Source organism: Sediminihabitans luteus, from assembly GCF_002797595.1.
Classification (GTDB): Bacteria; Actinomycetota; Actinomycetes; order Actinomycetales; family Cellulomonadaceae; genus Paraoerskovia; species Paraoerskovia lutea.
In genome coordinates this window covers 1-13,700 of the sequence record NZ_PGFE01000007.1, presented here as the reverse complement: position 1 = coordinate 13,700, position 13,700 = coordinate 1, and the positions used below count along the sequence as shown (strand labels likewise).

The window sequence follows — 13,700 nt, the reverse complement described above, 5'->3', positions numbered from 1 at the left end:
TGTGACACAGGTCACCTCACGGCGATAGTCACGATTCGAGCGTTGTGGACAACGAATCGGTAACTGTCCCGATCGTCGGCCTTCGCGCCCGGTGCTGTGGTGAACCTAGGTGCGGCCCGTTTCGTGGACCTGCGCCCCCTGTTACGCAGCGGTAACGCGCGGGTCTCGGTTCGGCGAGCACGCGCCGGGCGTCCACTCCTACCGTGGGGCCATGACCGTCCCGCGGACGACGCGCCCCACGCCCCTGACCGACCGCGTCCTGCGCACGCGCTGGATCGTGCGCGCCCCGATCGGCCTCTACCGTGCCGGCCTCGGGTTCCTGCTCGGCACACGCATGCTGCTGGTCGAGCACAAGGGCCGCACGAGCGGCGTCTGGCGTCAGGTCGTGCTCGAGAAGGTCGCGGACGGCGTGGACGACGACGCGCGGCCCGTGATCCACGTCGCGGCCGGCCTGGGCCCACGCTCGCAGTGGTACCGCAACCTGCTCGCCGACCCCCGCGCCCTGGTGAGCACCGGGTTCGAGCGACGACGTCGCGCCCTGGCGGCCGCGCTCTCCCCCGCGGACGGCGCAGCCGTGCTCGCGTCCTACGAGCGTGACCACCCGCGCGCCTGGGCCCGTCTCGCGGACGTGCTGCGCGCGCACGCCGAGCCACTCGCCGACGAGGGTCAGGACTGGCGCGAGCGCGTGCCCGTCGTCCGACTCACGCTCCTCCCGCCGACCACCTGAGCAGAAAGGACCGTCACTCCGAGCGGACGGCGAGCGCCGGGCTGATCGTCGCCGCGCGCCGCGCCGGATAGGCCGAGGCGACGAGGCCGACCGCGACGCCGATCAGGGGCCCGACCGCGATCCAGCCGGGCGAGAGCACGGCGCTCCAGCCGTTGAGCGCCGCGGCGGCGACCACGGAGGTCGCTGCGATCGCCGCGCCGACGAGGCCGCCGAGGAACCCGATGAGCATGCCTTCGGCCAGGAACACCGCGCCGACCTGTGCGCGCGAGCACCCGAGCGCACGACGGAGCCCGATCTCGGTGGTGCGGCTCGTGACCGCGACGATCATCGAGTTGGCGATGAGCAGGATCGTCAGGACCATGAGCACCGTGCCGGTCCAGGCGGCGAGCTTGTCCATCTGCGTCGAGACGCCGCGCCGCAGGGTGCTCATCGAGACCACGGACGACGCGGACAGCCGTTCGGGAGCGTCGGGCCGCACGGCCTGGGCGACGACCGACGCGACCTGCGCACCCGCGCCGGGGAGCGCCCGCACGAGCACGCTCGCGTCGTCGTCCCTGCCCACCGTGGCGAGCCCTCGTGCGTACGGCATGACGACCGCGTTCTCGAGCGCGGCCGGGCCGGCGCCGCCCACGAACCCGACGACGTCGTACGGCTGGCCGTCGATCCACACCTGGAGCCCTGTCGGGTCGTCGACCACCGGGACGTCGAGCGCCTCCGCTGCTCCGGGACCGAGCAGGACGACGGGCGTGTCGCCGTCGAGCAGGAACGTCGACGCCGTCGGGGCTTCGGTGCGCGCTGCCCGCAGGTAGCCGGAGGTCACCGCGACCACGTCGAGCTGCTGCTCACCCTCCCCGCGACCCACCTCGTCGCCTCCGGGGAGCCTGGTCACGACGGGGCTCGCCGCCCCGCTCACGTCGAGCCTGCGGCCGCCCGAGTCGACCAGGTCGATCCCGGCGAGGCGCTCCTCGGTGTCGGCGGGCAGGATCGTCGCGACCTCCGAGGCCGACGCGGCGTCGGCGCCGCCCGGCCCGTCGCCCGTGGGGACGACCGACACCGATGTCAGGTCCAGCGTCGACGCGGCGATGTCGGCACCGATCTGCTGCGCCGCCTGCGTCGAGATCCCCACCGACGCCTGCAGGGCCCCGGTCGACAGGCCGACCGCGACGACCATGAGCAGCGCGCGGGCCCGGCGGGAGGCGAGCTCGACGAGGACGTCGTCGACGACGTCCTGCACCCGGGCGACGCCCGCACGCCATCGCCCGGCCCGGGGGGCGGCGGGCTCCACGGCGAGCGGGAACGACCCGAGCTCGACCGTCACGGCGCACCGACCCGGTCGAGCCACGACACGTCGTGGGGCACCGACGCGAGCCGGCCGTCGACGAGCGTGACGACGCGGTCCGCCCACTGCGCGGTCCGTGCGTCGTGCGTGATGACCACGACAGCGACACCCTGCGCGGCCTGCTCGTCGAACAGGTCGAGCACGCTCGTGGCGTTGGCGTCGTCGAGGTTCCCGGTCGGCTCGTCGGCGAGCAGCACGCGCGGGCGGGCCACGACGGCCCGGGCGACCGCGAGCCGCTGCTTCTCGCCGCCCGAGAGCAGGCGTCCGAGAGAGTCGGCACGATGGGTCAGACCGACGCGCTCGAGCACCTCGGCGATGCGGACGTCCCGCTCGCGGCGCGCGACGCCCGACGCCATGAGACCGAGCCAGACGTTCTGGGCGGCGGTGCGGTGCCCGAGCACGTGCGACTCCTGGAAGACGAAGCCGAACGTCTCGGCGCGCAGGCGGTCACGCTCTGCCGAGCCGCTCGCCGAGACGTCCTGGCCGGCGAGCAGATAGGTGCCCGACGTCGGCTCGTCGAGCAGGCCCACGATGTTGAGCAGCGTGGACTTGCCCGCGCCGGAGCGACCGAGCACCGCGACGCGCTCACCGGGCTCGACCGTGAGATCGACGCCGCGCAGCGCCTCGACGGGCGGGTCCACGAGATACGTCTTGGTCACGCCCGACAGGTCGAGCGCGCTCACCGGTCGTCCGCTCCCCCGCCGGGAGCGGGCCCCGAGATCACGACCGCGTCGTCCTCGGCGAGCCCGCCGGCGTCGACGACCGCGTAGCCGTCACCCGTCGCGACGACGGTGACGGCGACCCGCCCGCGCCCGGCGACGCTCACGAACGTGCCGGCCTCGTCCTCGCGCAGCGCCACGAGCGGCACCGCGAGCCCCTCCGCCTTCGTGTCGCCCGCCTCCTGCGAGGCGACGACGAGCGTGTCGCCGTCCGAGAAGGGCGCCTTCGCGTCGAGCACGATCGTCACGTCGTACCCCGGCAGACCGCTCGCGGTCTCGGCGTCCGGCTGGCGGTACTCGCTGACCGTCTCGATCTGCGCCGTCACGACGGCGTCCTGGTCCCTGACCGCCCGGATCTCGACCGTCGCACCCGCCTGGAAGGCGGACTTCGACGCCACGCCGACCCGGACCGTCACGCTCGGGGTCCCGACGCGAAGCCGCACGAGGTCACCGCCGCCCGCGTCCGCGCCCGCACCCGGGTCGGCCGCGACGTCCTGCTGCTCCGCCTGCCCGGCCGCCGACGTCGCGCCTCCGAGCTCGGTGCCGAGCGCCGCGGCCGAGAGGACCGTGACGCCCTTCGCGGGAACACGCGCGATCTCGCTGACCCGCAGGGGCGGCAGGGCCGCGTACCGGGCGTCGGCCAGCTCCCTCGTCGCGTCGGCGACCGCGGTCGAGCCCGTCGACGCGCCGACCGACGACGTGCCGGTCGACGACGGTGCCTCGTCGACGTCGTCCGCCCCCGCGGTCCCGAGGACGTCGTCCGGCGGCCCCTCGGCAAGGTCCGCCGCGCTCGCGTCCCGCTGCGCGTCGGCGAGCGCACGCGTCGCGTCGTCGACCGCGTCGGCCAGCTCCGGGTCGATCGGCACGGAGTACCCGAGCCGCGTGTACAGCGCCGCGACCGCCGCCGCGGTGCCCGGCCCGTACTCGCCGTCGCTCGTCCCCGCGTAGTCCCCGAGCACCCGCAACGCGTCCTGGAGCGCCTCGACGTCCGGCCCCTCGGCACCGGGGACCAGGTCGCGGTAGAGCGGGAACGGCGTGACGAGCGCGATCACGGGGCGGCCCGAGACCTCCGCCAGCACCGTCCCCGAGCTCACGGCGTCACCCGGGTCGAGGACCTTCGCGGTCACGACCCCGGGCACGTCGAGCGCGGGCGGGGGCACCACGACCTCACGCCCCGCCGAGAACTTGCCCTGCACGTCGGCGACGTCGGCCGCGAGGGTCTTGCGCTCGACCGGCACGGTCACGACGGGCTCGCGCTCCGAGTTCGCGATCGCGGACTGCCACGGCGAGTCCACGAACGTCGCGGCCCCGAACGCCAACCCCACGGCCGCCAGGGAGCACACGACCGTCGTCGTGACCCATCGGGAGGTCTTCATCGTCTGCTCCTCGCCATCACCACGTGCGGACTACTTCCCGGCGCCCGACACGAACACCTCGGGGTGCGCCGCGACGGTCGCGCGTCCGTCGGCGAGCGCCTCGTCGTTGGCGGCGCCCTGCGCGATCACGTCGGTCTCGTACTTCTCGAGCACCGCGGCCTGGAGCCGCGCCCACTCGGTCGCGACACGCCGCGTGAAGTCGGTCTCGTCCTTGCACCCGACGACCTGCACGGCGAGCTCGACCTGTTCCTCGTCGATGGTCACCACGTCCGCACCGACGACGTAGCCCGGCTGCGCCGCGTCTGGTTCGAGCCCTCCGGCCACGAGGCACGCGTCAAGGTCGTCGAACGCGGCCGCGACCACGTCGTTCTCGGGCAGCGCGGTCTCGACGGCCGAGATCTCGGCCTGCCACGGGGTGTCTCGGGCCGACCGCATCGCGGTGTAGACGTGCTGGACCTTCTCGTTGCAGGCCTCGACCTCGGCGTCGTGCCCGTCGAGCAGAGCCGTGTCGTGGTCGATCACGGCAAGGGCGACCGGGTCGCTCGGCCTGCCGTAGTCGGCCGGGACGTAGCCGTTCGCGCGCAGGTCCGCGTCCCGCATCGGACGCGCGAACCCGAACTTCTGGGCCTGGTCCATGGTCCACGGGCCGAAGAACGACTCCTGCGCGTAGACGTCGACGTCCTCGAACGGCGGCGGCACGATCATGTCCAGACCGGCCTCCCGGAGGCACAGCGCGTTCTCGACCGCGACGGCCTGCCCGAGCTCCGTCTGCTCGACCTTGTCAGGCACGAACCGGTCGTAGGGAAGCACGACCGCCCCGCGTGCCGTGTCGAGCTCAGCGGTCGGGACGATCCCCGACGCCGCAGACCCTGACGTCGCGCCGCCGGACGACGCGGCGACGGACGGCGCACCGACCGACGACGAGACCGGGGTCTGCGCGTCGACGGCGGAGGGTGCCCCGGACGAGGTGCAGGCCGTGAGCGGGACGACGGCGAGCGCCGCGACGACCACGGCGCGTCCTGCACCGTCCGTACCGAAGATCCGCATGGCCCGCCCCCTGTGACGGTCGCTGCGCACGACGACGGCGCGGCGACGGCGCACGGCAGCCGCCGTGCACCGTCGCGGATGCTATCGGACTATGCGCTCGACCCGGACACTGTGCCCATCGCGCACAACCCCACGAAACCGCCGAGCTCCTCGAGCTCGTGCGGCGTGCCCGGCAGGTGCTCGGTCAGGCGCGTCGAGCGCACCACGACCGCGCACCACTGCCCGCGCGAGACCGCGACGTTGACACGGTTGCGCGAGAGCAGGAACCCCGCGCCGCGGGGCGCGTCCGCGGCGCTGGACGCGGCGGTCGTGAGGATCGCGACGGGCGCCTCCTGCCCCTGGAACGTGTCGACCGTGCCGACGCGCACGCCGTCGTCCCCGCCGAGCCCGGCACGCTCGAGCGCGTGCCGCACCGCCCAGACCTGCGCGTTGTAGGCGGCGACCACGATGACGTCGGCCGGGGCGAGCGGGCGCGTCGTCGGCCCGTCGCCGCCCGACGTCGTCCACGCCCGGCCCACGACGCCCTGCGCGAGGCGCACGACCTCCTCGGCCTCCTCGCGCGAGGCGACCTGGTTGCCCGCGTGCTCGACCTGCACGCACGAGACCCCGGGCGGCACGCCGTCGAGGTGGCGGTCGTCGGTGAACGGCTCGGACGTCAGGCGGTCCTCGTACGACAGCCGCGAGACGTGCCGGGCGAGCGCGGAGTGCATGCGCCACGTGGTGTCGAGGAAGTACCCGTGCTCGGCGGGCAGCACCCCGTGCTCGCCGATGAGGTGCGCGAGCGCCGACGCGTCGACCGGCTCGGGATGCTGCCCCTGGCTGACCTGCGGCAGCTGCTGCGGGTCGCCCAGCAGCAGCAGGCGTCGCGCCGAGCGGCCGACCGCGACCGTGTTGGCGAGGGAGAACTGACCGGCCTCGTCGACCACGAGCAGGTCGAGGCACGCGTCGGGGAAGTTCGCGGCGTTGGCGAAGTCCCAGGCCGTGCCGCCGACGACGCACGGCCCGGCGGCGGCGAACGCCGCGAGCGCCTTGCCGTCCACGAGCGGGACGCCGGCCGGCCCGGGCTGCCCCGGTCCCGTCGTCCGCTCCCCCGACCGCGACTTCTTCGCGACCCGGTCGAGCGGCACGCCCGCGCGCCCGACGACGCCGCGCAGCAGGTTCTCGACCACGGCGTGCGACTGCGCGACCACGCCGATGCGCCACCCGTCGGCGACGAGCCGCGCGATCACGTGCGACGCGACGTAGGTCTTGCCCGTGCCGGGCGGACCCTGCACCCCGACATACCCGCCGTCCGCCTGCCGCACGGCCGCGGTGATCGCGTCGACGTACCGGTCGCCGCCCGAGCCGACGGGCGGGAGCGCGGGGCGTCCCGGCTCGCCGACGCCGTGCCCGCTGCGCCGCAGGACCTCGACCGCGGGCGTGCGCGGCAGCGTGCCGTCGGCCTCGTGCTGCGCGAGCGCGGCCTGCGCGACGTCGAGCACCGACTTCTCCTGCGGCGTCGTCTGCGGACCGGCCGACGGCGCGAGCCCCATCGGCAGCTGGCCCCACGGCTCGGTGCCGCGCGGGCAGCCCTCGCGCACCACGAGCACGTCGAGGTCGCCCGCACGCTCGACCGCGAGCACGGTCGCACTGCCCGTCCACCCGCGCGTCGCGTGCTCCGCGGTCTTGGCGTGCGGCGGCAGGGGCGCGTCGTACAGGACCGTGGGCGACGACCCGGCGCGCAGCTCGCTGCCGTCCTCGAGCCGGCCGCGCAGCTCGATCCGCCGCGACGGCGTGCGCTTGCCCGGCTCGACCTCCCAGTCCGTGAGCACCCGCGCCCGCTCGACCACGAGCGAGTGCCGCCGCCCGAGCCACTCGTCGGGCGAGTCCGTCAGGCGCGAGAAGTGCTCGTGCCAGAACGGCTTGGCCTCGCGCTCGTAGTACCCGACCGCTGCGCCGAGCATCGCGAGCGCCTGCTCGGCGGGGTCGCGATGCGGGGGCTCGCCCGTGACCCGGCGGATCCGGTCGGCGAGCGCGTGCGCGACGTCGCGCGGCCCAGGCGCCGCGCCCTGTCCCGCGTCGTCCGTCCCTGCGTCACCCGTCCCCGCGTCACCCGTCCCTGTCTCGCCCGCCGGTCCCGTCCCGTCAGGGCCCGCGCCCCCCGTGTCGGACGACGCCCCCGGCCCCGCGTCGTCCGCGGCCGTCCCTGCCGGGCCGGCGTCACCCGGCGCGAGGCCGACCGCGGCGCGCAACCACTCGAGCAGCGCGTGCGTCGAGACGCAGTCGTACTCGTTGTAGTCCGCGATCCCGGCGAGCAACCGGTCGGCGGCCTCGGCGTCGCCGCGGTCGCGCAGGTCGCAGTACTCGGCGTACGCGACGACCGACGCCGCGGCGTCCTTGACGTCGCCGCCGCGCAGGCGGTCGCCCATGTAGAGGGGTTCGAGCTTCTTGATCGAGTAGGAGTCGGACGACACGCGCAGCGCCGCGCGGACGACCGCGTAGAGGTCGACGAGCACGCCGTCCCGCAGCAGGTCGTCGACCTCCTGCTCGTACACGCCGTGCCGCGCCGCGATCGACAGCAGGTGCGTGCGCTCGTAGCTCGCGTAGTGGTAGACGTGCAGGTCGGGGTGCTCGCGCCGGCGCGCGGCGAGGTCGTCCATGAATGCGACGAGCGCGGCGCGCTCCTCGTCGGCGGTGTGCGCCCAGTAGGCCGTGAACGCCGGATCGGCTCCCCCGACGGGTCGCTCGACGTACCCGAACAGGTAGTCGAGGCCCCAGCGCGCGCCGTCCGTCCACAGCGGGTCGCCCTCGAAGTCGAAGAACACGTCGCCCGGGCTGGGCGGCGGGAGGCGGCGCACCGCGGCGTCGTCCACGACCTGCCACGTCAGGCGTCGGCGCACGCGCTCGTCGCCCTCGGTCACGGTGTACTCGACGGCGCCCTCGTGCGCGACGTGCTGCTGCACCGGGCCACCCACCTGCAGGGCGGCCTGCCGGCGGATCTTCTCGAACGTCGCCGCCCGCATGCGCGGCGGCGGCTCGGTCGCGACGGCGAGCGCGTCGATCGTCGTGATGCCGTGCTCGGCGAGCAGCGCGCGCTGCGCGACCCGCACGCCCGCGACCATGAGCACGTCCCGGTGCTCGCGGACCGCGACGGCGCACCGGTCGCACCGCCCGCACGCCGTCCAGCGCGGGTCGCCCCACACGACCGGGCCGTCCTGCGCCCGGTGCGCCTCGACGAGCGCGCGCAGCCGGCCGCGGCGCTCGGCGAGCACGGGCAGGAGGTCGACCAGCCGGTGCTCGGTCCACTCGTCGGTGCCGAGCACGAGCCGTGCCGCGTCGACCACGGGCACGCCCGCGGCGACGAGCTGGTCGGCGTAGGCCGCGAGCTGCACGAGCGCCTCGACCTTGGCGCGGCGCGCGAGCTTCGCGTCGACCACCGCGTAGGGCGGCACCCCGCCGGCCGTGTCGGGCCGGCGCGTGATGGGGTCGAGGAGGCGGGCGCCGTCCGCGGCCACGAGCGGGACGGCGCCCGCGCGGACCAGGAAGTCGGCGCGGCCGTGCATCTCGCCGTCGAAGAACGACGCCTGGTGCACGACCGCGGCGCCGGCCTCGAGCGCCGCGAGCGTCGTCGCGTGGGCCTCGACCAGGGCCTCGCGCGTGATCCGTGGCGGGTCGACGCGCACGACCTCCTCGCCCGCGCGAGCGACCTCCGCGGCGAGCGCGTCGAGCACCCTCCGCTCGTGCGCGTCGCCCAGGTGCGCGGCCCGCTCGAGCATCGGGTCAATATCCGCGACAGCCCGCGGCGAGCGACCGAGCACCTCGTCGAGCCGGCTCAGCAGGGCGTGCTCGCAGCGCGCGGCGACCACGAGGTCGCTCGGCGACCAGACGACGTCGACGTCCGGGGTGGACCTGTCGAGCGTGGACCGGCCGAGACCGGACCTCTCACGACCGGGCCTGTCGAGACCGGGCCTGTCGAGACTGAACACGGGCACCTCCGCGGGCCGGGACGAGGGCGCTCCCCGCCGTCCGCCACCCGTTCTACCAGCGCCCACCGACGACGGCCGGGCCGCCCGGGACGGTCCCCGGCGGCGCCGTCGGGCGCCCACCGGGCGGCGGAGGTGCTGCCGAACGCCGGGGACGGACCTCGCGAACCGGCCGGGAACGGGCGTCCACAGGCCTCGCGCGACCGGTCAGGTCACAGGTTGCGCACGAAACATGGTGCGCCTGGGGGTGCGCATGTACCCTGGACACTGCAGATAGCAGTGCCTCGCTTGTCCTCGCGCTTTTGGCCTCACCGCCGGGCGGACCTTGTTACCCCAAGAGTTGACGACGAACACCGTGATGCACGACCTCGGAACGCGAGGTCGTTGACACCTCTTGAAGGAGCAGCAAGATGACGTTCGGTACCGTGAAGTGGTTCAACGCTGAGAAGGGCTTTGGCTTCATCGCCCCCGAGGACGGCTCGGCCGACGTGTTCGCGCACTACTCGGCGATCCAGACGCAGGGCTACCGCACCCTCGAGGAGGACCAGCGCGTCGAGTTCGACGTGACGCAGGGCCCCAAGGGCCCGCAGGCGGAGAACATCCGCCCGGTCTGATCCGAGCTCGTCGTCCGTGACGCCCTGAGCGGCGCGGACTGACGGACGGTTCTCTCGAGAGCCCCCCGACCTCACGGTCGGGGGGCTCTCGTGCGTCCGGAACCTGTCAGACCCTCCCGCGCGCCGCCGCCGAGAGGGTAACCTCACCGACGGTGCGACGAGGCAGGCCCTCGCCGCCGAGAGGCCCCACAGGGACCGCGCCCCCGGTCCCCGCGAAGGAGAGTCATGCGATTCAACCCACCCCCGGGGTGGCGCACGCCGCCCGGGTTCGAACCCGACGCCCACTGGGCACCGGACCCGACCTGGCCGCCCGCGCCGCCGGGATGGGAGTTCTGGGTGGACGACGAGGCGACCGCGGTCATGTCGGGCGCCATCGCCGGCCCCGCGACCGCGACGCTCGCGGGCGCGACCGTCGCGAGCGCGGCCACCCGAGGTGGGGGCACCCCGGACGGCCACGCCACGATGATGATCCCCACCTACGCCGACGAGCCCGAGGCGCCCGCCCGCCCGACGGCGCGCGGCGGCGTCGTCGCTCTCGGGCCCGCACCGACGACGTACGACGACGCACCCGCCGCGCCGGCGCGGAGCTCCCGCGCCGACGCGTCCCGTACCGACTCGACGCGCTCCGACGCCTCACGCCCGGGCGGCGCCCGCGCGGGCCAGGGCCGCAGCGGCGGCGTACCTCAGGGCAAGGGCGCCCTCGGCGCCCTCGTCGCGGCCGGGATCGGCGGCCTGTGCGCGGGTCTCGTGATCGGACTGATCCTCGCGTTCGCCGCCAAGGGTGACGCGGTCGACGCGAAGGCCGAGGCAGCCACCGAGAAGGCGACGGCGAGCCAGGAGCGCTCGGCACTCAAGGCGCAGCAGGAGCAGCTCGCGACCGACCAGGACGCGCTCGCGTCGGCGCAGGAGCAGCTCGCCAAGGACCAGGAGGCGCTCGCGACCAAGGAGAAGGACCTCACCGACCGCGAGAACGCGCTGGTCGACCAGCAGGCCCAGCAGGACCAGGGCGGTCAAGATCAGGGCGGGCAGGATCAGGGCGGCCAGGACCAGGGCGGGCAGGACCAGGGCGGCGGCGGCACCGCGACCCAGGACAAGTACTGGGACTGCTGGAACGCCGAGAACGACGGGGTCGCCCCCATCCACAAGGGCGAGCGCGGCTACAACAAGATGCTCGACCTCGACGGCGACGGCGTCATCTGCGACTGACGTCCTGCGCGCCGCACCCCGGTGCGGCGCGCAGGACGACCGGCGTCGTGGATGACGCGCGTCACGTCGACATCGATTCACCCCGTCCCACCGCGCGGGCAGACCGTTCGGCTCGCACAATCGAGTCGTGACCCAGCAGACCAGCACCCCCGACGAGTCGGGCACCGCGAGCCTCGCGCTCGCGGGCCTGCCCACCGACGCGCCCATGGCGGCCGTCACGGCGGGCGGCGGGGTGGACGACGCGTCGACCGTCACGCTTCCCCTGGCCCGACGCCTGCTCACCCACCCCGCGGCACTGACGGCCGCCGCGATCGCGCTCGGCCTCGCCGCCGGGATGGGCACGGGCGTCCTGCTCGGCTGACGCCTCCGCGCCGACGCGCTGCCGGCGGCCCCGCTCAGGCTCTCGCGTCCCCCTGGCTGCCTCCGACGAGCGCTGCCCGCAGGGACTCGCGCCGCTCCCCCGGCGACGCCGAGCGCGGCACGCGCCGAAGGGCCGCGAGGACGTCCACCGGCCGGTCGAGCGCCGCACGCGTGGCGGGGTGCACGAGCAGGACGTCGAGCAGCGCCGCGGTCGACGCGTGCGCGTGCGCCGCGTAGGCACCCAGGAACCCGTGGCACGGCAGCTCGACCGGGTCGGCGTCACCCGTCCGACGCACCAGGACCTCCAGGTCGCTCGTCCCCGGAGGTTCGAGGATCCCTCCCGCGAACGCGGCAACCGCACCCCAGGCCACCACGGCCGGAGCCCCGAGACGCACCGCGCGGGCGTCCGCCCTGACCTCGAACGCCGAGACGTCGGCGAGCCCCGCCGCGAACGCGCCCTCGGTGCGACCCGAACGATCGACGTCCGCCCCGTCGGGATCCGTCCCGGGACCGGTCGGCACCACGTGCTCGACCCGCTCGGCCGTGAGCCGGACGTGCGCGCGGGCCGGATCCCCCAGCACGAGCGCACCGCCCGCCGTCGTCACGTACCCGAACCGCCTCACCGCGTCCGGTCCTCTCGTCGTCCCCCGACCCGCGCGCCGCACGGCCCTCTCACGTCCGCGCCCCCGTGCTCTCGACGAGCCGGCGCAGCGCGCGCGACGCGAGCCGGTCACCCCAGCCGGGCAGACCGCCGGCCACGTGCGCGACCCCGACGGACCGGGTGTCGGTGTCGACGAGCACGATCGACCCCGACCGCATCAGCGCGCCCTGGACCCCGGCGCGCGCCCCGTCGACGGACCACGCGTGCGGCGTCCGCCCGGGGTGCAGCGGCCCGCCCTGGTCGAGCACGCGGTCCAGCACGTCGGCCATGGCGGGGACGGTGCTCGCGAGCCCGCCCGCCCCGGCGAACGGTCCGGTCGTCACGTCCCAGTCGTCGAGCGTCCGACGTCGCAGCCGACCCCGCGCCTGGAGCGTGCGGACCGCGGGCGGCAGCACGGTCGAGGACGGGGCGCCCACCGCGAACGCTCCCGGGTCGACCCCCACGGGCGCCAGGACGTGCTCGCGCACGAGGTCGATCCAGGGCCTGCGGAACGCCCGCTCGAGCGACCGGGTGAGCACCGCGTACCCGACGTTCGAGTACTCGGGCACCGACCGCGGGGTGACCGCGGTCGCGACGTCCGCGAGCCGTCCCATGACCTGCTCGTCGAACCGCTGCGCGGTCCAGGCGCCGTAGTTGTCCTCGGTCAGGTGCGAGTATCCGGGCGGGAGCACGGGGGCGCCGGCCCGGTGCTCCACGAGGTTCTGCACGGTCATGATCGGCGGCGCATCGACCCCCACGAGCTCGGTGACCGTCGAGCGCGACGTCAGCGACCCCGCGTCGACCAGGGCGTGGCACAGCGCGGCGGTGAAGATCTTGGTGACCGAGGCCCAGCAGACGACGGCGTCGGGCCCGTGAGCGCCGGTCCAGCTCGCGCGCCCGCTGCCGTCGGCCCCACGCACCAGGGCCGCGACGCTCGCTGCCATGCCTCGCACCCCTCGTCGTCGTCCGCGGGTGGTGGGGCCGCGGACGACGACCGTAACATCGGCATGTCCGGTCTGGTCAGATCTCAGTTCACGTCCACGAGGAACGGCAGGTGGCCGATGGTGGGGTCGAGCGACGTCCAGGCTGCCCTTCGTGACCTGGTCGCCGAAGGGCCAGGCGCGTACGCCGACGCCCTGCGGATCACGGACACCCTGCCGCTCCGGGGCGTGCTGGACGCGCTCCACCACGAGTTCCAGGACGAGCACGGCGAGGCCGTGTCCCGGTTCCTGCGCACGTGGCTCGCGCACCTCGGCCCGTTCGAGCAGGCGGAGGTGGCGGCGATCGTCGCCGACCAGCACCTGCTCGGCCTCGTGCACGTCGAGCACTCCTACGGCATCGGTGCCCAGGTCGTGCTGGAGAGCCTCGAACGGGTGACCGCGGCGACCGCAGGCATGCTCGAGGCGCTCCGGGCGTTCACCGACGGCCCCGACGCGGAGATCGACGAGGGCCTCGCGGACGAGCTCGAGTCGCTCGCTCCTCAGATCATGGACGTGCGCCGATCGATCGAGGCCGTCCACGCCGCGGCACTGCGGCAGATCTCGGCGGGTTAGCACCACGGAGACCGTCCTCCGCGCGTGTCAGAGCACGTGCGCGAGGAAGTCCTTCGTGCGCTGCTCGCGGGGCGCGTCCAGGACCTGCGCGGGCGGGCCCTCCTCGACCACGACCCCCTCGTCCATGAACACCACGTGATCGGCGACCTCCCGGGCG

General features: G+C 74.9%; 12 protein-coding genes and 1 pseudogene. 5 read left to right on the top strand and 8 right to left on the bottom strand.

Annotation, left to right across the window (positions count from 1 at the left end; genetic code table 11):
- The first annotated feature begins 211 nt into the window (after positions 1–211).
- On the top strand, positions 212–727 hold the full coding sequence (locus CLV28_RS14740; protein WP_100424108.1) for a nitroreductase family deazaflavin-dependent oxidoreductase: 516 nt from the start codon (positions 212–214) through the stop codon (positions 725–727).
- A gap of 13 nt (positions 728–740) precedes the next feature.
- On the opposite strand, the gene CLV28_RS14735 is transcribed toward CLV28_RS14740, so the two are convergent.
- From CLV28_RS14735 to CLV28_RS14715, 5 genes are all read right to left on the bottom strand, one after another.
- A complete protein-coding gene (locus tag CLV28_RS14735) occupies positions 741–2,045 on the bottom strand; it encodes an ABC transporter permease (RefSeq protein ID WP_100424107.1) in 1,305 nt (434 codons plus the stop codon).
- Positions 2,042–2,749, bottom strand: a complete 708-nt coding sequence (locus CLV28_RS14730; protein ID WP_100424106.1) for an ABC transporter ATP-binding protein — start codon at positions 2,747–2,749, stop codon at positions 2,042–2,044. The genes CLV28_RS14735 and CLV28_RS14730 overlap by 4 nt, the downstream gene beginning before the upstream one ends.
- Positions 2,746–4,161 carry a peptidoglycan-binding domain-containing protein gene (locus CLV28_RS14725; RefSeq protein WP_100424105.1) on the bottom strand — a complete coding sequence of 472 codons (1,416 nt, stop codon included), beginning with the start codon at positions 4,159–4,161 and terminating at the stop codon, positions 2,746–2,748. The genes CLV28_RS14730 and CLV28_RS14725 overlap by 4 nt, the downstream gene beginning before the upstream one ends.
- A gap of 30 nt (positions 4,162–4,191) precedes the next feature.
- Positions 4,192–5,208, bottom strand: coding sequence for a hypothetical protein (locus tag CLV28_RS14720; protein ID WP_100424104.1), 1,017 nt, complete (start codon positions 5,206–5,208; stop codon positions 4,192–4,194).
- An 89-nt stretch (positions 5,209–5,297) separates the two neighbouring features.
- The gene (locus tag CLV28_RS14715; protein ID WP_203968224.1) at positions 5,298–9,173 is read right to left on the bottom strand and encodes a TM0106 family RecB-like putative nuclease; all 3,876 of its coding nucleotides are present in this window, start codon (positions 9,171–9,173) and stop codon (positions 5,298–5,300) included.
- 407 nt (positions 9,174–9,580) lie between these two features.
- On the opposite strand from CLV28_RS14715, the gene CLV28_RS14710 reads away from it, so the two are divergent.
- The 3 genes from CLV28_RS14710 to CLV28_RS14700 all read left to right on the top strand — a co-directional run bounded on the left by CLV28_RS14710 (position 9,581) and on the right by CLV28_RS14700 (position 11,351).
- Positions 9,581–9,784, top strand: coding sequence for a cold-shock protein (locus tag CLV28_RS14710; protein WP_100424103.1), 204 nt, complete (start codon positions 9,581–9,583; stop codon positions 9,782–9,784).
- Between the two features lie 225 nt (positions 9,785–10,009).
- Entirely contained in the window at positions 10,010–10,990 is a 981-nt protein-coding gene (locus CLV28_RS14705) for an excalibur calcium-binding domain-containing protein (protein ID WP_100424102.1), read from the top strand.
- 127 nt (positions 10,991–11,117) lie between these two features.
- Positions 11,118–11,351: a hypothetical protein gene (locus tag CLV28_RS14700; protein ID WP_100424101.1), complete on the top strand. Its 234-nt coding sequence runs from the start codon at positions 11,118–11,120 to the stop codon at positions 11,349–11,351.
- A 34-nt stretch (positions 11,352–11,385) separates the two neighbouring features.
- On the opposite strand, the gene CLV28_RS14695 is transcribed toward CLV28_RS14700, so the two are convergent.
- Both CLV28_RS14695 and CLV28_RS14690 read right to left on the bottom strand, forming a co-directional pair.
- Complete coding sequence (locus CLV28_RS14695; RefSeq protein WP_100424100.1) at positions 11,386–11,973, bottom strand: hypothetical protein; 588 nt, start codon at positions 11,971–11,973, stop codon at positions 11,386–11,388.
- Positions 11,974–12,022: 49 nt separating this feature from the next.
- Complete coding sequence (locus CLV28_RS14690) at positions 12,023–12,934, bottom strand: serine hydrolase domain-containing protein (protein ID WP_100424099.1); 912 nt, start codon at positions 12,932–12,934, stop codon at positions 12,023–12,025.
- Between the two features lie 117 nt (positions 12,935–13,051).
- On the opposite strand from CLV28_RS14690, the gene CLV28_RS14685 reads away from it, so the two are divergent.
- Positions 13,052–13,543 carry a hypothetical protein gene (locus CLV28_RS14685; RefSeq protein WP_100424098.1) on the top strand — a complete coding sequence of 164 codons (492 nt, stop codon included), beginning with the start codon at positions 13,052–13,054 and terminating at the stop codon, positions 13,541–13,543.
- Between the two features lie 27 nt (positions 13,544–13,570).
- Here the strand turns inward: CLV28_RS14685 and CLV28_RS16150 are convergent.
- A pseudogene (locus CLV28_RS16150) lies at positions 13,571–13,700 on the bottom strand (ectoine/hydroxyectoine ABC transporter ATP-binding protein EhuA); the annotation flags it as partial.